Source organism: Azonexus hydrophilus (assembly GCF_038368255.1).
Classification (GTDB): Bacteria; Pseudomonadota; Gammaproteobacteria; order Burkholderiales; family Rhodocyclaceae; genus Azonexus; species Azonexus hydrophilus.
In genome coordinates this window covers 990,940-1,010,440 of record NZ_CP151406.1, presented here as the reverse complement: position 1 = coordinate 1,010,440, position 19,501 = coordinate 990,940, and the positions used below count along the sequence as shown (strand labels likewise).

The 19,501-nt window shown below is 63.4% G+C and carries 17 protein-coding genes; 10 read left to right on the top strand and 7 right to left on the bottom strand.

Translation table 11 applies throughout. From position 1 onward, the window contains the following. The first annotated feature begins 73 nt into the window (after positions 1-73). The gene (locus AADV58_RS04885) at positions 74-220 is read left to right on the top strand and encodes a hypothetical protein (RefSeq protein ID WP_341744214.1); all 147 of its coding nucleotides are present in this window, start codon (positions 74-76) and stop codon (positions 218-220) included. A 48-nt stretch (positions 221-268) separates the two neighbouring features. Here the strand turns inward: AADV58_RS04885 and AADV58_RS04880 are convergent, their stop codons facing one another. The 4 genes from AADV58_RS04880 to AADV58_RS04865 are packed head-to-tail and all read right to left on the bottom strand — an operon-like array spanning position 269 to position 4,131. Further along, on the bottom strand, positions 269-541 hold the full coding sequence (locus AADV58_RS04880; protein WP_341744213.1) for an oxidative damage protection protein: 273 nt from the start codon (positions 539-541) through the stop codon (positions 269-271). A gap of 29 nt (positions 542-570) precedes the next feature. Further along, entirely contained in the window at positions 571-1,890 is a 1,320-nt protein-coding gene (argA, locus tag AADV58_RS04875) for an amino-acid N-acetyltransferase (RefSeq protein WP_341744212.1), read from the bottom strand. A gap of 1 nt (position 1,891) precedes the next feature. Continuing rightward, positions 1,892-3,391, bottom strand: coding sequence for a polyphosphate:AMP phosphotransferase (pap, locus tag AADV58_RS04870; RefSeq protein WP_341744211.1), 1,500 nt, complete (start codon positions 3,389-3,391; stop codon positions 1,892-1,894). A gap of 2 nt (positions 3,392-3,393) precedes the next feature. Then, entirely contained in the window at positions 3,394-4,131 is a 738-nt protein-coding gene (locus AADV58_RS04865) for a 16S rRNA (uracil(1498)-N(3))-methyltransferase (RefSeq protein WP_298399348.1), read from the bottom strand. 42 nt (positions 4,132-4,173) lie between these two features. Between AADV58_RS04865 and AADV58_RS04860 the strand changes: the two genes are divergently transcribed. From AADV58_RS04860 to AADV58_RS04845, 4 genes are all read left to right on the top strand, one after another. Then, on the top strand, positions 4,174-4,731 hold the full coding sequence (locus AADV58_RS04860) for a thioredoxin family protein (protein ID WP_298399346.1): 558 nt from the start codon (positions 4,174-4,176) through the stop codon (positions 4,729-4,731). A 61-nt stretch (positions 4,732-4,792) separates the two neighbouring features. Then, on the top strand, positions 4,793-7,276 hold the full coding sequence (locus AADV58_RS04855; protein ID WP_341744210.1) for an EAL domain-containing protein: 2,484 nt from the start codon (positions 4,793-4,795) through the stop codon (positions 7,274-7,276). A 33-nt stretch (positions 7,277-7,309) separates the two neighbouring features. Further along, on the top strand, positions 7,310-8,323 hold the full coding sequence (locus tag AADV58_RS04850) for a class 1 fructose-bisphosphatase (protein WP_028995204.1): 1,014 nt from the start codon (positions 7,310-7,312) through the stop codon (positions 8,321-8,323). Between the two features lie 141 nt (positions 8,324-8,464). Further along, positions 8,465-9,598, top strand: coding sequence for a TRAP transporter substrate-binding protein (locus AADV58_RS04845; protein ID WP_028995205.1), 1,134 nt, complete (start codon positions 8,465-8,467; stop codon positions 9,596-9,598). A gap of 121 nt (positions 9,599-9,719) precedes the next feature. On the opposite strand, the gene AADV58_RS04840 is transcribed toward AADV58_RS04845, so the two are convergent. Together AADV58_RS04840 and AADV58_RS04835 are read right to left on the bottom strand one after the other, a co-directional pair. Beyond that, complete coding sequence (locus AADV58_RS04840) at positions 9,720-11,465, bottom strand: TRAP transporter large permease (protein ID WP_043421383.1); 1,746 nt, start codon at positions 11,463-11,465, stop codon at positions 9,720-9,722. Further along, a complete protein-coding gene (locus AADV58_RS04835; protein ID WP_028995207.1) occupies positions 11,465-12,067 on the bottom strand; it encodes a TRAP transporter small permease subunit in 603 nt (200 codons plus the stop codon). Before AADV58_RS04835 ends, AADV58_RS04840 begins: the two co-directional genes overlap by 1 nt. Positions 12,068-12,255: 188 nt before the next feature. On the opposite strand from AADV58_RS04835, the gene tkt reads away from it, so the two are divergent. Together tkt and gap are read left to right on the top strand one after the other, a co-directional pair. Beyond that, positions 12,256-14,259, top strand: a complete 2,004-nt coding sequence (gene tkt, locus AADV58_RS04830) for a transketolase (RefSeq protein WP_341744209.1) — start codon at positions 12,256-12,258, stop codon at positions 14,257-14,259. A 35-nt stretch (positions 14,260-14,294) separates the two neighbouring features. Continuing rightward, complete coding sequence (gene gap, locus AADV58_RS04825) at positions 14,295-15,323, top strand: type I glyceraldehyde-3-phosphate dehydrogenase (protein ID WP_341744208.1); 1,029 nt, start codon at positions 14,295-14,297, stop codon at positions 15,321-15,323. A gap of 47 nt (positions 15,324-15,370) precedes the next feature. Here gap and AADV58_RS04820 read toward each other — a convergent pair whose 3' ends face one another. Then, the gene (locus AADV58_RS04820) at positions 15,371-15,880 is read right to left on the bottom strand and encodes a hypothetical protein (protein WP_341744207.1); all 510 of its coding nucleotides are present in this window, start codon (positions 15,878-15,880) and stop codon (positions 15,371-15,373) included. Between the two features lie 274 nt (positions 15,881-16,154). Between AADV58_RS04820 and AADV58_RS04815 the strand changes: the two genes are divergently transcribed. From AADV58_RS04815 to AADV58_RS04805, 3 genes are read left to right on the top strand one after another with little or no spacing between them, the layout of a single operon-like run. Further along, complete coding sequence (locus AADV58_RS04815; protein WP_028995211.1) at positions 16,155-17,186, top strand: glyceraldehyde 3-phosphate dehydrogenase NAD-binding domain-containing protein; 1,032 nt, start codon at positions 16,155-16,157, stop codon at positions 17,184-17,186. A gap of 18 nt (positions 17,187-17,204) precedes the next feature. Beyond that, a complete protein-coding gene (locus tag AADV58_RS04810) occupies positions 17,205-18,389 on the top strand; it encodes a phosphoglycerate kinase (RefSeq protein WP_028995212.1) in 1,185 nt (394 codons plus the stop codon). 5 nt (positions 18,390-18,394) lie between these two features. Further along, positions 18,395-19,501, top strand: a complete 1,107-nt coding sequence (locus AADV58_RS04805; protein WP_341744206.1) for a GGDEF domain-containing response regulator — start codon at positions 18,395-18,397, stop codon at positions 19,499-19,501.

Here is a 19,501-nt window from a genome sequence, read left to right as displayed (position 1 = left end):
ACAAATGTCATCCACCGCAAATCCAATCGGTATATCATGCCCCTGACTTGCCACGCACCCAAGGGAGCCACCAATGACAACAACCTACAACGAACAAACTGACAACATCAGCGCCAGTCTGGACAAGACCTTGCGCCTCATCTGGTTCTGGGTGAATGGCGCTATTCTCCCGGGAACCGGGGCTGTACTTTACATTCTCGGACTGCAAATCAGTCCCTGAAAAAAGCAAACCCCGCCGTAGCGGGGTCGTGGTGCGGCAACTTCCGGATCAGGGCTTGGGCGGAACGTAGCCCTGGATCTGGTCTGCCCCATCACCGAAGAAGTGTTTTTCGATCTGCTCGGCCAGATATTTACGGTGCCGGGCATCGACGAGATTCAGGCGATTCTCGTTGATGATCATTGTCTGCAGCTTGATCCACTGCTGCCAGGCTTCCTTCGAGACGTTCTCGAAAATACGCTTGCCCAGATCGCCCGGATAGGGCGGCAGGTCCAGCCCTTCAGCCTCGCAGCCGAGCTTGATGCAATTGACCATTCTTGCCATGTTGTTCTCCTTGGGAATGAATGCGGGGATTATAGAGTCTTGAACAGCACCTTTGACCGCCGCTGGTAGTTGTACATTTCCTTTTTCGCCGCCGGCAGGTCATCGACCGTACCGAGTTTGAAGCCGCGCTCGACGAACCAGTGTTCGGTACGGGTGGTCAGCACGAACAGGCGCTTGATGCCGGATTTCTTGGCACGGCGGATGATGCGTTCCATCAGTTGCTCGCCGTAACCCCACTCGCGGTGGTCCGGATTGACGGCCAGGCAAGCCAGTTCGGCCTCGTCTTCGGTGTGCGGATAGAGGGCGGCGCAACCGACGATGATCCCGTCGTGCAGCATGATCGAGAAACGCTCGATCTCGCGTTCGAGCAATTCGCGCGGCCGGTGCACGAGGATGCCTTCCTGCTCCATCGGCTCGATCAGCGCGATCAACGCGGCGATGTCGTCGGGCTTGGCTTCGCGGATGTTTTCCAGCGATTCGCGGGTGATCACGGTGCCGACGCCGTCGTGGGTGAACAGTTCGCGCAGCAGCGCGCCGTCCTGGGTGTAGCCGATCAGGTGCACGCGACCGACGCCGGAGCGGCTGGCGCGGACGGTACAGGGCAGGTAGCGCATCATGTCCGAAGTCAGCCAGTCGGCATCGCGCAGCAACTGCGAGGCTTCGTCGGCGGTCACTGCGTCGAGCAGTTCGCCGGCACGGTCGGTAACACCGGCACTGTCGGTCAGGTACACCAGTTTGTCGGCCTTGAGCGCGACGGCGACACCTTCCGCGACTTCTTCCATCTGCAGGTTGAAGATCTCGCCAGTCGGCGACGGCCCCTCGCAGTTGAGCAGGACGATGTTGCCCAGGCCGAGCTGGGCATTGATGCCTTCGCTATCGACCTTGCGCACCTTGCCGGCATAATGCATGTCGATGCCGTCGAGCACGCCGATCGGCTGGCCGGTGATGAAATTGCCGCCGATCACGCGGATCCGGCTGTTGGCCATTGGCGTATTCGGCAAACCCTGCGACAGCATGGCCTCGATTTCGAGATAGACGCTGCCAACCGCGTCGAGCACACAATCGAGCGTATCGGCATCGGTGATGCGGTAGCCGCGGTGGTACTTCGATTCGAGGTTCTTCTCGCGCAACTCTTCCTCGATCTGCGGTCGCGCACCATGCACCAGTACCAGCCGGATGCCCAGGCTGGCCAGCAGATTGACGTCGTAAGCCAGGGTCTTGATGAACTCGCTGGCAATCGCCTTGCCACCGAAGGCAATGACGAAGGTCTTGCCGCGAAAGGCATTGATGTAGGGCGTGACCGCCCGGAACCAGGCGACGAAGTTTTCGTCGTAGGAATTTTCGCTCATATCAGCTCTTCTTTTTCCCCTCGCCATCCAGGGCGGCTTCGATACGCTCGCAGACGGTCTTGAGGACCTTCACGCGGGCAAAATTCTTGTCGTTGGCCTCGACCAGCGTCCACGGCGCCAGCCCGGTCGAGGTCCGGTCCACCATATCGCACACGGCATCGACATAGGCATCCCACTGCTCGCGGTTGCGCCAGTCCTCGTCGGTGATCTTGAAGCGCTTGAATTCGGTGTCCTGGCGCTCCTTGAAACGGCTCAGCTGCTCTTCGGCAGAGATCTGCAGCCAGAACTTGATCACGATGCAACCGGCGCCGGCCATTTGATGCTCGAAGTCGTTGATTTCGGCGTAGGCGCGCAACCAGTCGGCCTCGCTGCAGAAACCCTCGACCCGCTCGACCAGCACCCGGCCGTACCAGGAGCGGTCGAAGATCGCCACCCGGCCGGTACGCGGCAGATGGCGCCAGAAACGCCACAGGTAGGGCTGGGCGCGCTCCTCCTCGGTCGGCGCGGCAATCGGGATGATCTGGTATTGGCGCGCGTCCATCGCCGCCCCGAGCCGGCGGATGCTGCCGCCTTTACCGGCGGCATCCGCCCCCTCGAAGACCAGCACCAGCGAATGCTTGCCGGTGAAGCGCGGATCGCGGACCAGTTCCGACAGGCGCGACTGGTATTTGGCCAACTGGCTTTCGTAATCCTTCTTGGCCAGTTTCTGCGTCAGATCGAGTTCGCTGAGCACGTTCCTGCCGTCGATCGCCTGGACGATGGGCGGCGCCACCGGCACCTGCGGCACCGGCTGCTGCAGGCGGCGCTTCATGGCGTCGAGAACGATGCGGCCGACGGTCAGCGAGCGGTAGGCATCATCGGTCCCCTCGACGATGATCCACGGCGCCTTGGCGGTATTGGTCACGCGCAGCACATGACCGGCCACTTCCTGCAGCTTGTCGTAGGTCTTCAGCCGGTCGTAACTTTCCTTGGTCACCCGCCAGGCCGTGCGCGGGTCCTTCTCCAGCGCCTTCAGGCGTTGCTTCTGGGCGTCCTTGGACAGGTGGAACCAGAACTTGAGTACCAGCGCGCCTTCGTTGACCAGCATCGCCTCGAAACGGTTGATGTCGTCAAGGCGCTCATCGAGTTCAGCCTTACGCATGTTGCCGGTGATACGGTCGGCAATCGGCTGCGAGTACCAGGAACCGGCAAAGATGCCGACCTTGCCCTTGGCCGGCAAGGCGCGCCAGTAGCGCCACATGACCGGGCGGGCGGCTTCCTCGTCGCTCGGCTCGGAAAAGGCCAGCGTCGAGATGTGTCGCGGGTCCATCCACGAATACAGGAGGTTGATGGTCTCCCCCTTGCCGCTGCCGTCGACCCCGGAAATCAGGATGACGACCGGAAACTCCTTTTTCTGCAGGACATCGTACTGAACGTCGAGCAAGGCGGCGCGCAGCTTCGGCACCTCCTGCCGGAAGGTTTCCTTGTCGATCTTGTGTCCCAACTCTGCCGCTTCGAACATCTTCACTCCCCCCTGAAGTCACCCCACAACACCTGCAGGGCGGCCAACGCGGCCAGCCCGGCCGTTTCCGTGCGCAACACGCGCGGCCCCAGGCGCACAGCCCGGAACCCCGCCTGTCGTGCCGCGATCACTTCCTGCGGATCGAGCCCCCCTTCGGCACCGATCAGCAGTTGAACCCGGCTGGCCGGCGCAATGCCGGCCAGCGTTTCTTCGGCATCCGGCGCCAGCATCAGGCGCAGCACGCCGTCGGCCGGCCGGGCCAGCCATTGATCCAGTCTTTCCAGCGGCGCCACCAGGGGTACCTGGTTACGCCCGCATTGCTCGCAGGCCGAAGCGGCGACGCCCTGCCAGTGCGCAACGCGCTTGGCCGCGCGGTCACCGGCCAGCTTCAGGACACTGCGCCGGCTCTCCACCGGCACGATGTCGCGCACGCCCAGTTCGACCGCTTTCTGGATGGTGAAATCCATCTTGTCGCCGGCCTGCAGCGCCTGCACCAGCGTCACCGCCAGCGGCGACTCGCGCTCGACCTCGCGCCAGGCGGCCAGCTCGGCAAAGACTTTGTCCTTCTCAATGCGCTCGATGTGGGCGGGATACTCGCCGCCGCGACCGTCGAACAACACCATCGGCGCCCCCGGCGGCAGGCGCAACACGCGCACGGCATGGCGCGCCACCGGCTCGGGCAGTTCGATATGGGCGCCCGGCGAAAGGGCCTCCCGACAATAGAAACGGGGCAGATTCATCGGTGTTATTATGCGGCGAAACGCGTTGTCGAAGGGAGCATCGTGGTCGCACTCAATCCGCCGGTCTGCGATTTTGGTCAGCCGGCCCCCGATTTCCTGCTGCCGGCCACCGACGGCCGGCATTACCGCCTGACTGATTGCCGCGGCCCGAACGGCCTGCTGGTGATGTTCATCTGCAACCACTGCCCCTACGTCCAGGCGATCATCGACCGGCTCATCCGCGATTGTCGGGAACTCGCCGAACACGGCATCGGCAGCGTGGCGATCATGAGCAACGATACCGAGGCCTACCCGGACGACGCCTTTCCCAACATGAAGCGCTGGGCCGAGGAACTGGCCTTCCCCTTCCCTTACCTGTTCGACGCCGACCAGTCGGTGGCGCGGGCTTACGGTGCCGTATGCACACCGGACTTCTTCGGTTACAACGCAGGACTGGAACTCCAGTACCGCGGCCGGCTCGACGCCTCCGGGCGCAACCCCGGACCGGCGGACGCGCCACGCGAACTGTTCGAGGCCATGCGCATGATTGCCGCCGGCGGCCTGGGCCCGCAGCAGCAGACCGCATCGATCGGCTGTTCGATCAAATGGCGCAATACCTGAGCAAGCCACTGGGTCACCTTGGGTTATCATCCACCATTACCTTGACTCGACTGATCCGGCCTTGAACATCGACGACACCCTCTCGACTGCCGACAACTCCAGACTGCGGCTGACCTATCTGCAGGCCGTGGTGTCGAGCATGCCGCAAGGGATCAGCGTCTTCGACGAAAACCTCAAGCTGCGCGTCTGGAACAAGGGCTTTGTCGAGATCGTCGGCCTGCCGCCGGAAATCGTCGTCGACGGCGTCAGTTTTTCCGACCTCATCCGCATTCCGGCGACCCGGGGCGAATACGGCATCGGCGACCCGGAATCCCATGTCCGGCGGATCACCGAGCTGGCCCTGAAATTCCAGCCGCACCGCTTCGAACGGACCCGACCGAACGGACGGACCCACCTGGTGCATGGCGAGCCCCTGCGGATCAACGGCCAACTGGCCGGATTCATCACCACCTACACCGACATCACCGAACGCAAATCGGCGGAAGAGCAGTTGCGGCACCAGCACGCGCTGCTGGAAACGGTGATCGAGGCCATCCCCTGCGCCGTCACGCTGTTCGACAGCAACCAGGAACTGCTGCTGCACAACCGGGAGTTCACCAAATTGCTGGAACTGCCCGACAGCCTGTTCGAAAACCCGCCGGTGACCATGGAGCGGATTTTCCGCTTCAACGCCGAACGCGGCGAATACGGCCCCGGCGACCCGGAGCAGATTGTCCGTTCGCTGATGACCCGCGCCCGCCACCCGGTCGCCCACCATTTCGAGCGCACCCGGCCGAACGGCCAGACCATCGACGTGCGCGGCGTGCCGCTGGACGACAACAGCCTGGTCACCATCTACACCAACGTCACCGAACGGCGCACCAGCGCCGAGCGCGAACAACTGGCCCAGGTCGTCTTCAACCACACCCCGGCCGGCATCATCGTCACCGACGAGAATTACCGCGTGCTGTCGCTCAATCCGGCAGCGTCGAGCATGACCGGACGCAACGCCGGCGAACTGCTCGGCACCTCGGTGCTCGACCTGGTGCTCGCCGACCCGGACTGGAAGCAGGATCAACTGCAGGCCACGCTGTCCCTGCACGGCACCTGGCGCGGCGAAGTCTCGATGCAGCGCCACGACGGCCAGAGCTTCCCGGCCAGCCTGCGCACCAACCGCGTCGAGGAAAACAACGGCGGCCTGCCCCGGCACTACATCTGGATCTTCGCCGACATCACCGAGCGCAAGGAAGCCGAAGCGCGCATGCAGCACATCGCCCAGCATGATTCGCTGACCGGCCTGCCCAACCGCCTGTCGCTGCTCATGCGCCTGGCCCAGTTGCTGCCGGAAGCCCGCCGCCATGAGTGGAAAGTCGGGATCATGTTCATCGACCTCGACCGCTTCAAGATCATCAACGACACACTCGGTCACCAGGTCGGGGACGAACTGCTGCGCGAAGTGGCCTGCCGGCTGTCCAAGGTGGTGCGCGAAACCGATTTCGTGGCCCGCCTCGGCGGCGACGAATTCGTCGTCATCCTGCCCGGCATCAACAACCCGGCCGACGCGGCGCTGGTCGCCAGCAAGATCGTCAACGCACTGAGCACGCCGATCGAAGCCGAGGGCCATGAACTGCACACCAGCCCGTCGATCGGCATCAGCCTGTTCCCGGACGACGGCCCGGACGGCGACAGCATCCTGAAGAACGCCGACACCGCGATGTACCACGCCAAGGCGGCCGGCCGGAACAACTACCAGTTCTTCGCCGCCGACATGAACCAGCAGGCGACCGAACGGCTCGACATCGAGCGCAAGCTGCGCCACGCCATCAGCCGCAACGAACTGGCACTGGTGTACCAGCCGCAGTTCGCCTCGGACGGCAAGCATCCGACCGGCGTCGAAGCGCTGATCCGCTGGCACCACCCGAGCGACGGCATGATCCCGCCCGACCGTTTCATCCCGATCGCCGAAGAAACCGGAATGATCGTCGAGATCGGCGACTGGGTCATGCATACCGCCTGCCGCGAGATGAAGCACTGGATCGACAGCGGCCTCAAGCCGGTGCGTGTCGCCGTCAACGTCTCGGCCCGCCAGCTGCGCCGCCGCGACTTCTGCGAAACCGTTGCCGGCGCGCTGGCCGAATCCGGCCTGCCGGCCGAATTGCTGGAACTGGAAATCACCGAAAGCTCGGTGATGGAAAACCCGCAGGAAGCCATTCTCATCCTCGAACGTCTGGGCCGCATGGGCGTCAGCCTGGCCATCGACGATTTCGGCACCGGCTATTCCTCGCTCGCCTACCTGAAGCTCTTCCCCATCGACCACTTGAAGATCGACCGCTCCTTCGTCCGCGACATCGAGCACGACCTCAACGACCGGGCGATCGCTTTCGGCACCATCGCGCTGGCCCATTCGCTCGGCCTCAACGTCATCGCCGAAGGCGTGGAAACGCCCGACCAGCTTGAATTGCTGCGCAGCAACGGCTGCGACGAGGTACAGGGCTACCTGTTCAGCAAGCCGCTGACCGGCGGTGCCGCTTTCGCCTTCCTGCACGCCAACGCCGGGGCGGAGTAAAATTCCGGTTTTTACTTCCCGTCCGGAGTTCCCATGGCACAGCGCACGCTGGCTCGCTATCTGACCGAAGAGCATCGCAACAAGGGCCGCATTCCGGCCAATCTCAAGTTCCTGATCGAGGTCGTTTCGCGCGCCTGCCAGGCCATCTCGATTGCCATCGGCAAGGGCGGCCTCGGCGGCGTCCTCGGCGAAGCCGGCAGCGACAACATCCAGGGCGAAGCACAGAAGAAGCTCGACGTGCTGTCCAATGAAATCCTGCTCGAAGCCAACGAATGGGGCGGTCACCTCGCCGCCATGGCCTCCGAGGAAATGGACCTGCCGCACCTGGTGCCGCACCGTTTCCCCAAGGGCGAGTACCTGCTGACCTTCGATCCGCTCGACGGCTCGTCGAACATCGACGTCAATGTCTCGATCGGCACCATCTTCTCGGTCCTCAAGTGCCCGGATGGCGCCGACCTGTCTTCTGCGGAAGCGGCCGAACAGGCTTTCCTGCAACCCGGCACCGCGCAGGTTGCCGCCGGCTACGCGGTCTATGGTCCGACGACCTTGCTGGTACTGACCGTCGGCGACGGCGTCGCGGTATTCACCCTGGACCGCGAGCAGGGCCAGTTCGTGCTCACCCAGGAAGATGTACAGATTCCGGCCGAAACCAAGGAATTCGCCATCAACATGTCGAACCAGCGCTTCTGGGAAGCGCCGGTCAAGCGCTATGTCGACGAGATGGTCGCCGGCAAGAACGGTCCGCTGGGCAAGGACTACAACATGCGCTGGGTCGCCTCGATGGTCGCCGACGTGCATCGCATCATGACCCGCGGCGGCATCTTCATGTATCCGATGGACGAGAAGGTTCGCGCCCAGGGCGGCAAGCTGCGCCTGATGTACGAAGCCAACCCGATGGCCTTCCTCGTCGAGCAGGCCGGTGGCGCCGCCACCACCGGCCACCAGCGCATTCTCGACATCGCACCGGCGCATCTGCACCAGCGCGTCCCGGTGATTCTCGGTTCGAAAACCGAAGTCGACCGTGTCACCGCTTATCACAGCAACTAAAGACGCGGCACGGCGATTAGGGAATCTCCTAATTCGGTATTGAAGCAAATGGGCTGACCATGGCGTCTATCGATTCGCTTCGATAGACGCTGCATCAATCCGCCCTGCGTCTGCAGGGCATCAAAACCGAGGAGACCCTTCATGGAAAGACGCAAGTTCCTGACCACCGCTTCGCTTGGCGCCGCTGCCGGCGCCGGCCTGCTACTGAGTGGCTGCGGCAAGAAAGAAGAAGCACAAACTGCCGCCCCGGCCGCACCGGCCGTCGTCACCGGCGGCGAAACCATCCGCTGGCGCCTGGCATCCAGCTTCCCGAAATCGCTCGACACCATCTACGGCGCGGCTGAAACCTTCTCCGCCAAGGTCAAGGAACTGTCCGGCGGCAAGTTCGAAATCTCGATCCACCCGGGCGGCGAGCTGGTTCCGCCGTTCGGCGTCCTCGACGCCGTTCAGCAGGGCACCGTCGAATGCGCCCACACCGCGCCGTACTACTTCTTCGGCAAGGACGAGAGCTTCGCGATGGACTGCACCATCCCGTTCGGTCTCAACTCCCGCCAGACCACGGCCTGGATGTTCCAGGGCAACGGCCTGAAGCTGCTGCGCGAACTCTACGCCCAGTACAACATCGTCAACTTCCCGATGGGCAACACCGGTGCCCAGATGGGCGGCTGGTACCGCAAGGAAATCAAGTCGCTGGCCGACATGAACGGCCTGAAGATGCGCATCGGCGGCTTCGGCGGTCGCATCCTCGCTGGCATCGGCGGTGTGCCGCAAAACATCCCGGCCGGTGAAATCTACCAGTCGCTGGAAAAGGGCACGATCGACGCGACCGAATGGATCGGACCGTACGATGACCAGAAGCTCGGCCTGAACAAGGTTGCCGGCTACTATGCCTACCCGGCCTGGTGGGAAGGCGGCCCGCAGCTGACGCTGTACGTCAGCGACAAGGCCTACAATTCGCTGTCCGCCGAATACAAGGCGATCATCGAGTGCGCTTCGGCCTTCGCCCACGTCGACATGCAGGCCAAGTACGACGCCCGCAACCCGACCGCACTGAAGGAACTGGTCGCCAGCGGCACCAAGCTGTTCCGCCTGCCGAAGGACGTCATGGACGCCGCCTTCAAGTACTCGCAGGAGCACTACGCCGAACTGTCGGCAAAGAACCCGAACTGGAAGAAGATCTACGCCGACTACGAGGCTTTCCGCCGCGAGCAGCACCAGTGGTTCCGCTTCGCCGAAGCCGGTTTCGACAGCTACATGCAGGCCCAGAAGCTGTAAGCAAAACACCAGGCAACACAACCCGCAGCCAGTCTGCGGGTTTTTTTACGCCTGTCGTTTCAGCGCGCAGACGCAAAAAAGCCGCCCGGCGACAGCGGGGCGGCTTTTATGTTCGAAGAACTCAGCGCTGCGCGTCGCGCCGCACCTGTTCCATCAGGGCAGCTGCCGGGTCGGCCTGGGCGTCGACCGGTGCAGCCGGCTCGGGCAGATCAGGCGCATCCCCCCAGCCTGCACCACCCGCATCAAGCTCTATGGTGTTGAGATCGACCTTGACCTTCTCGTCCAGGTTGCCGGTGACGAGCCCCGGATACATGATCAGCAGCGCAACCATGATCACCTGCAGGAAGATGAAGGCAATGGCCCCCTTGTAGATCTGCGGTGTCGTCAGCGGCTCGATCTGCTTGCCGGTCACCACATCCTTGTACGCCGTGCGCGCTGCGACGCTGCGCAGGTAGAACAGGGCGAAGCCGAAGGGCGGCGTCAGGAAAGATGTCTGCAGGTTCATCGCGATCATGATGCCGAACCAGACCAGGTTGATGTCCATCTTCTCGGCAACCGGCGCCAGCAACGGCACGACGATGAAGGCAATCTCGAAGAAGTCGATGAACATGCCAAGGACGAAGACCAGCAGGTTCACGAACACCAGGAAGCCGATCTGGCCGCCGGGTAGTTTGTCGAACAGGTGCTCGACCCAGATGTGGCCGTCGGCGGCGTTGAAGGTGAAGGAGAACACCGTCGAGCCGATCAGGATGAAGAGCACGAAGCAGGACAGGCGTGCACTGTTGTCGAGCGCTTCCTTGAGCAAAACCATCGACAGCTGACGGCGCGACAAGGCCATGATCAGTGCACCGACCGCCCCCATGGCGCCGCCCTCGGTCGGCGTGGCGATACCGAGGAAGATCGTGCCGAGTACCAGGAAAATCAGCACCAGCGGCGGAATCAGGGCAAAGGTCACGCGCTCGGCGAGCACCGACAGCAGACCAAGCTTCAGTTTCTTGTTGATGATCGCCAGCAGCAGGGCAATGATGCCGATCACCGACAGCGTGAAAATCACCCGTTCATCGAACGGTGCTTCGCCCTTCCTGCCGAACAGGCTGGCAGCAACGCTGTTGTAGTTGAAGTAGAGCAAGGCCCCGACCGCCCAGGAACCGGCCGAGAGTATCCACAGGGACAGCTGCCCACTGCTGCCATTCGGCTCGCGATAGATACGCGCCTCGGGCGGCAGCGCCGGCACCCAGTCGGGCTTGAAAATCGCCAGGCCGATGATCAGCAGCACATAGAGCCCAACCAGCATGAAGGCCGGAATCATTGCGCCCGCGTACATGTCGCCCACCGAGCGACCCAGTTGGTCGGCCATGACGATCAGTACCAGCGACGGCGGAATTGCCTGCGCCAGCGTGCCGGACGCGGTGATCGTCCCGGCCGCAATGGCGCGGTTATAGCCGTAGCGCAACATGATCGGCAGCGAGATCAGGCCCATGGCGATCACCGATGCGGCAACCACGCCGGTGGTCGCCGCCAGCAGCGCGCCGACGATGATCACGGCCAGTGCCAGACCACCGCGCAGGGGTCCGAAGACCTGACCGATCGATTCAAGCAGATCCTCGGCCATGCCGCTCTTCTGCAGGATGATGCCCATCAGCGTGAAGAAGGGAATGGCCAGCAGGGTGTCGTTCTGCATGATACCGAACAAACGCAGCGGCAAGGCCTGGAACAGGGTGGACGGGAACAGCCCCGCTTCCATGCCGATGGTGCCGAACAGGAGGCCAGTCGCGGCCAGGGCAAAAGCCACCGGAAAACCGGAAATGAGGAAAAGGATCAGCCCGACGAACATCAGGGGCACGAAGTATTCGACGATGAAGGCCATTAGCGCAGCTCCTCGCGGGCACGACCGGCGTGCTCCTCAATTTCATAGGAAAGAACCTCTTCCTCCGGCGCATGCGGGTTGTGGCCAATCGGATCAGGGATCAGGCCAGCGAGGAAGGCAAAACGTTTGATCAGTTCCGATGCGGCCTGCAGCAGCAGCAAACCGAAACCCAGCGGCATCAGCAGATACACCGGCCAGCGAACCAGGCCACCGGCGTTCTGCGACATTTCGCCACTGACCCAGGCGCGCTGGAACAGCGGCCAGGAAAGATCGATGAAGACCACGCACAAAGGGGTCAGAATGAGCAGGATGCCGACAATATCAACGATATTGCGCACCTTTGGCGAGAAGCGGTTGGACAGGAAATCGATACGGACGTGGGCGTTCTTCAGGAACACGTAACCCGCCCCCAGCATGAAAACCGCCGAGAACAGGTACCACTGGATTTCCAGAAAGGCGTTCGACCCGATATTCAGGGTCTTGCGCACCACCGCGTTACCCGCGGATATCAGCACGGCCAGCAGAACCAGCCAGTAAATCAGGTTTCCCAAACGTTCGCTGAACGCGTCGATCAAACGCGACAGCTTGAGCAGAAGCTGCATGTCATCCTCCTAGGCCGCTCGAAGGGCGGCACTTCAGCGACAGAGTCTACCTGCGCGATTGCCACACCCCCATTAGGGATAGCCCTGATCAAATCACCTCCGGGGTCACTGGAGAAAGGCCAACGCCTATCCAAAACAGTGCTTTTCGCCGATAATTCACGTTTTTAAGCAGGCTGGATTTCCGGAACATGAGCATCAGCATCCCTCCCAAATTCAATCCCCTGACCGGCGCCATCCGCGCCCTGGCCATGGATGCCGTGCAACAGGCCAACTCCGGTCATCCGGGCGCCCCGATGGGCATGGCCGAAATCGCCGAGGTGCTGTGGCGTCGCCACCTGCGCCACAATCCGGCGAATCCGGCGTGGCCTGACCGCGACCGCTTCGTGCTGTCGAATGGCCACGGCTCGATGCTGATCTACGCGCTGCTGCACCTGACCGGCTACGACGTCAGCATCGACGACCTGAAGAACTTCCGCCAGTTGCACGCCCGCACGCCGGGCCACCCGGAATACGGCTACACGCCGGGCGTCGAGACGACCACCGGGCCACTCGGCCAGGGCATCACCAACGCCGTCGGCTTCGCGCTGGCCGAGAAAGTGCTGGCCGCCGAGTTCAACCGCCCCGGCCACGACATCGTCAATCACCACACCTACACCTTCCTCGGCGACGGCTGCCTGATGGAAGGCGTTTCGCACGAAGCCTGCTCGCTGGCCGGCACGCTCGGCCTGGGCAAGCTGATCGCCTTCTGGGACGATAACGGCATCTCGATCGACGGTCACGTCGAAGGCTGGTTCACCGACGACACGCCGAAGCGCTTCGAAGCCTACGGCTGGCACGTCGTGCCCAATGTCGACGGCCACGATCCGGAAGCCATCGAACGCGCCCTGCTCGCTGCCAAGTCGGTGCACGACAAACCCAGCCTGATCTGCTGCCGCACCGTGATCGGCGCCGGCTCGCCGAACAAGCAGGGCAGCCACGACTGCCATGGCGCACCGCTGGGCAAGGACGAAATCGCCGCCGCCCGCGCCTACATCGGCTGGAACCATCCGCCCTTCGAAATCCCCGGCGATGTGTACGCTGCCTGGAACGGCAAGGTGCGCGGTGCCGCCTTCGAGGAAAACTGGCAGCGTCGTTTTGCCAAGTACCAGGCCGAATTCCCGGAAATGGCTGCCGAATTCGAGCGCCGCGTGCTGCATCGCGAACTGCCGGCCACCTGGGAAGCGACCAAGGCCGCCTACCTGCAAGCCTGTCGCGACAAGGCCGAGAACATCGCCACCCGCAAGGCCTCGCAAAACGCCATCGCTGCGCTGGTCCCGGCGGTGCCGGAAATCTTCGGCGGCTCGGCCGACCTGGCCGGCTCCAACCTGACCTTCGTCAAGGGCAGCAAGGGCGTCACCCGCACCGAAGGCGGCAACTACTGCTACTACGGCGTGCGCGAATTCGGCATGACGGCGATCGCCAACGGCATCGCGCTGCACGGCGGCCTGATCCCCTACACCGCCACCTTCCTGGTTTTCTCGGACTACGCCCGCAACGGCATCCGCATGGCGGCGCTGATGAAGCAGCGCCAGATCATGGTTTATACCCATGACTCCATCGGTCTCGGCGAGGACGGCCCGACGCACCAGCCGGTCGAGCACATCCCGTCGATGCGCATCATCCCGAACCTGGATGTCTGGCGCCCGGCCGACGCGACCGAAACCGCCATCGCCTGGATTTCCGCGGTCGACCGCAAGGACGGCCCGAGCCTGCTCGCCCTGTCGCGCCAGAACCTGCCGACGGTGACGCAGAACGCCGCCGACGCCGACATCGCCAAGGGCGGCTACGTGCTGGCCGAAAACGCCGATGCGCAGATCACCCTGATCGCCACCGGCTCTGAAGTCAAACTGGCGCTCGACGCCCAGGCCTCGCTGGCCGCCGAAGGCATTGCCACACGCGTCGTCTCGATGCCCTGCACCAACGTCTTCGACCGTCAGAGCGACGACTACAAGGCTTCGGTGCTCGGCACCTGCAAGAAGCGCATCGCCATTGAAGCGGCGCACCCGGATTTCTGGCGCAAGTACGTCGGCCTGCACGGCGCCGTGATCGGCATCGACCGCTTCGGCGAATCGGCGCCGGCCGGCCAGTTGTTCGAAATGTTCGGCTTCACCGTCGGCAATGTCGTCGCCACGGCGAAAAGCCTGTTGTCCTGATTTCAATACATCCAACGCAGAGAGGAAATAGATCCATGGCTATCAAGGTTGCAATCAACGGTTTCGGTCGTATCGGTCGCTGCACGCTGCGCGCCATTTACGAGCAGGGATTGCAGAGCGAGTTCGACGTCGTCGCCATCAACGCCTCCGGCGACCTGGCGACCAACGCCCACCTGCTGAAGTACGACACGACGCACGGCCGGTTCACGACCAGCGTCGAAACCGAAGGCGAGAACTGCATCATCATCGACGGCAAGAAGATCGCCTTCTACTCGACCAAGAACCCCAAGGACATCAACTGGGCCGACCACGGCGTCGACGTCCTGCTCGAATGCACCGGCGCCTACACCTCCAAGGCCAAGGCTCAGGCGCTGCTGGAACAGGGCGCCAAGCGCGTGCTGATTTCCGCGCCGGGCGGTGACGACGTCGACGGCACCATCGTCATGGGCGTCAACGAAAGCATCCTGACCCAGGCGATGACGGTTGTTTCCAACGCCTCGTGCACGACCAACTGTCTGGCCCCGGTGGCCAAGGTGCTGTCCGACGCCATCGGCATCAAGTCCGGCCTGATGACCACGGTGCACGCCTACACCAACGACCAGGTCACGGTGGACGTCCGCCACAAGGACCTGCGCCGCGCCCGCGCCGCTGCCGCCAACATCATCCCGACCAAGACCGGCGCCGCCAAGGCCGTCGGCCTGGTGCTGCCGCAGCTGGTCGGCAAGTTCGACGGCTTCGCGCTGCGCGTCCCGACCATCAACGTGTCTCTCGTTGATTTGACCTTCACCGCCGAACGCGCCACCACCAAGGACGAAATCAACGCGCTGATGACCGCCGCCGCCAACGGCCCGCTCAAGGGCATCATGGCGGTCAACACCGAACCGCTGGTGTCGTCGGACTTCAACCACACCACCGTATCGTCGACCTTCGACGCGACGCAGACCCGTGTCCTCAAGGCCGAAGACGGCTCGACCCTGGTCAAGGTGCTGGCCTGGTACGACAACGAGTGGGGCTACTCCTGCCGCATGCTCGACGCCGCCCGCGCCTGGATGGCCGCCAAGTAAGGCGCCCCAGCGACACAAGAAACCGCCGGCCAGCCCGGCGGTTTTTTTTATAGCTTGCCGGCCGCCATGGCCATGCTGTTGGCCATGATCGTCGCCAGCCGTTCGGCGGAGAATTGCACGTCCGGTACCGCCACCACCTCATTGCCGGGGCGCAGCGGCTGATCCATCGCCGACTGCTCGCCCTCATCCTTGCGCTCAAGCAAGCGCTCACGCACCTTCTGGGTAATCATCGCCTCGGTGGCCAGGCGCTCGGTGGGCGGCATCGCCGCAAGATCGGCTTCGGTCAGCCCCATTTCCTTCATCACCGCTTCACGCAGATGCACTTCCAGCGGCTTTTCCAGGAAATCGACCAATTCCTTGACCAGATTCGCCCTCGCCTCACGTGCTGCCTCGACGCGTTCGGCTTCAGTCGGCGTGCGCTTGGCCTCGCCCCTGGCAGCCTCTTCCTGTGCCGCCCGGGCGTCAGCCATGGCGGCCGAAAAATCCCCCGCCGCCCCGGTCGGCGCACTGCCGCCGAGACCGATTGCCGCCCCTGCATAATCCGTTCCGATTTTCATATCGTCCTCACCTGAAACAAATCGACCCAGGCCTCATGCAAATTGCGTACCCAGCGAAAACACCCGCTGTTTCCGGCGTTTTTCAGTCGCCTGTGCGTCCACTCGGCAGAAATTGCCGGCAAGCCGCCCGAACCTCAGCAGAAGTACACGCCGAATTCAGACATCCTGACCGTTTAACAATGTTCAGTCAGTCTGCATCGCTGTAAAATCACCACTTTCATCCTAGTGCCAATCCCGGCCCGTGCCTGCGCCCACTCCCGCGACATCCTCGCCATTGCGTCTTGCCATCAACGGCTACGGTCGCATCGGTCGCTGCTTCCTGCGCGCCCTGCACGAAGGCGATGCCCGCCGGCGTTTCGAGGTCGTTGCCATCAACGAGCCGGCCAACCTCGACAGCATCGCCTACCTGACCCGCTACGATTCGACGCACGGGCGCTTCCCCGCCGAGATCGGCCTGGGCGAACGCAAGCTGTTCGTCGATGGACAAGCGATTGCCGTCAGTCATGCGCGCACGCCTGAGGAAGTCGACTGGTCCGAGCACGGTATCGACCTGCTGGTCGAATGTTCCGGCGCCTATGGCCGGCGCGATGAATTGAACCGTTTTCTCAGCGCCGGCTGCCCGCGCCTGCTGCTGTCGCACCCTGGCCACAGCGCCGACGATGTCGACGCGACCATCGTCGCCGGCATCAACCAGGACGAGTTGAACGGCAGCCAGCGCCTGGTCTCGGCAGCATCCTGCACGACCAACGCCATCGTGCCGGTACTCGACCTGCTCGACCGCGAAATCGGCATCGACCAGGCGCTGCTGACCACGCTGCATTCCGTCATGAACGACCAGCCGCTGATCGACGGTTATCACCACGACGACCTGCGCCGCACCCGTTCCGCCATGCAGTCGATCATCCCGGTGTCGACCGGGCTGGCGCGCGGCGTCGAACGCCTGCTGCCGCAACTGGCCGGCCGCGTACACGCCAAGGCGATCCGGGTGCCGACGCTGAATGTGTCGGCCATCGACCTGACCATCCACACTCGCCAGGCGGTTTCAGCCAAGACCATCAACCGTCTGCTCGCCGACGCCGCCGCCGGACCGCTGTGCCGTCGTCTGGCCTGGTCGGATCAGGCGCACGCCTCAATCGACTTCAACCACGACCCGCATTCGGCCATCGTCGACGGCAGCCAGACCCGCACCGCCGGCAACCATCTGGTGAATCTCTTCGTCTGGTTCGACAACGAATGGGGATTCGCCAACCGCATGCTCGAAGTGGCCGACCACTGGTCACGCCACTGGACCGCTCACCAACAATAAACCCATCTGGAGAAGACCATGAATGTCATCAAGCTGACCGACCTCGATGTTTCCGGCAAGCGCGTTTTCATCCGCGCCGACCTCAACGTGCCGCAGGACGAAGCCGGCAACATCACCGAAGACACGCGCATCCGTGCCTCGTTGCCGTCGATCCGCTACTGCCTGGAAAAAGGCGCCGCCGTCATGGTCACCTCGCACCTGGGTCGCCCGACCGAAGGCGAACTGACGCCTGATGACAGTCTGATGCCGGTCGCCGTCCGCCTTGGACAGATGCTGCATCTGCCGGTGCGCCTGATCGCCGACTGGGTCGACGGTGGTTTCGAAGTCAAGCCAGGCGAAGTCGTGCTGCTCGAGAACTGCCGCGTCAACAAGGGCGAGAAGAAGAACAACGACGAACTCGCCCAGAAGATGGCCAAGCTCTGCGACGTTTACGTCAACGACGCCTTCGGCACCGCCCACCGCGCGGAAGCAACGACGCACGGCATGGCGAAATACGCACCGATTGCCTGCGCCGGCGTACTCATGGGCGCCGAAATCGACGCCCTGAGCAAGGCCCTGCATGCGCCCAAGCGTCCGCTGGTGGCCATCGTCGGCGGCTCCAAGGTGTCGTCCAAGCTGACCATCCTCAAGTCGCTGGCCGACAAGGTCGATCAACTGATCGTCGGCGGCGGCATCGCCAACACCTTCCTGCTCGCCTCCGGCAAGCGCATCGGCGAATCGCTGGCCGAGCCCGACCTGGTCAAGGAAGCGCACGCGATCATGGACATGATGAAGGAACGCGGCGCCGAAGTACCGCTGCCGACCGACGTCGTCGTCGCCGACGAAGTCTCGGCCCTGGCCCGCGCCAACAAGATTTCGATCGACGATGTCAGCGCTCACGACCGCATCCTCGACGTCGGCCCCAAGACTGCCGTCAAGCTGGCTGAAATCATCGCCAACGCCGGCACCATCGTCTGGAACGGCCCGGTCGGCGTCTTCGAACTGCCGCAGTTCGCCGGTGGCACCAAGATGATGGCGTCGGCCATCGCCCACTCCGAGGCCTTCTCGATCGCCGGCGGCGGTGACACGCTGGCCGCCATCGCCAAGTTCCACATCGCCGACGACGTCGGCTATATCTCGACCGGCGGCGGCGCCTTCCTTGAATTCCTCGAAGGCAAAAAGCTGCCGGCCATCGCCGTGCTCGAAGAACGCGCCGCCGGCTGAGCGCCATGAGCGACAAGCGCCGCATCCTGATCGTCGATCCGTCACGGGTGGCCAGGACGGCGCTCGTCAAGCACCTGCGCGACGACTTCGACATCCGCGAGGAAAGCGACGGCGAATCGGCCTGGCAGACGCTGGTCCTCGACGCCTCGATCGTCGCCGTCGTCTCGGCGATCAGCCTGGCCCGGACCAGCGGCTACGAGTTGCTGTCCCGGCTGCGCGAAAACCGCTTGCAGCGCCTCAGCGACATGCCGTTCTTCCTGCTCATTTCCAAGGATGAGACGGCCCCCAACCGCGACCAGGCCAAGGGGCGCGGGGTCAGCGACTTCATCGTGCGCGGCATGGCCGGCGCTGAAATCCGCCAGCGCATCGGCCGCCTGGTCAATTGGGACATTTCGTCCAATCTCGGTCTTCCCGACAGCAGCCACAGCGATGCCGACGAAGCTTTCCCCGGCCGCACGCCGATCTGCCGAAAACTGTGCGCCGACATTGCCGCACACACGCCGGAAGAAAGCTTCCCGGCCTGCTGCGTCGCCTTCGGCATCGAAAACGAACAATGCCTGATCGATCGCTTCGGCCCCGCAGCCATGCTCGATATCGGCAAACGCATTGCCCGGGTGATCAGCGAGAAGATCGGTCGCCACGACATGCTCGGCCATACCGGCGACTCCAACTACGTGATCGTTTCGCCGGGCACCAGCCAGGCCACCGCCATCGCCTTTGCCCAGCGCGTCTGTCGCGCCTTCAGCGAGCGCAAGATCACCATCGGCGACCAGCAGACGCAGATCAACCTGAGCGCCGGCATCGCCGCCTCGCCCGCCGACGGCGAACGGTCCGCAGCGCAATTGATCGACTTGGCGCTGGAACGCCTCGACTTGGCCCGCAAGACGCCGGGCAACCCCATCGTTGCCCGCGACCCGGAACCGGACGATCCCTTCGTGCGCATGCAGACCCTGCTGCGCCAGGAAAACATCGCCGAGCGCCTGGGCCAGGCCGGTCTTGAATTACTACCGATGATGCGCCTGTTCGAACAACAGTTCCGCCTCGGCCTGCCCCTGGCGGAGATGGAAGCCCATTTCCGGAAACACGCCGGCAACGAAACACCTTCAGCATAG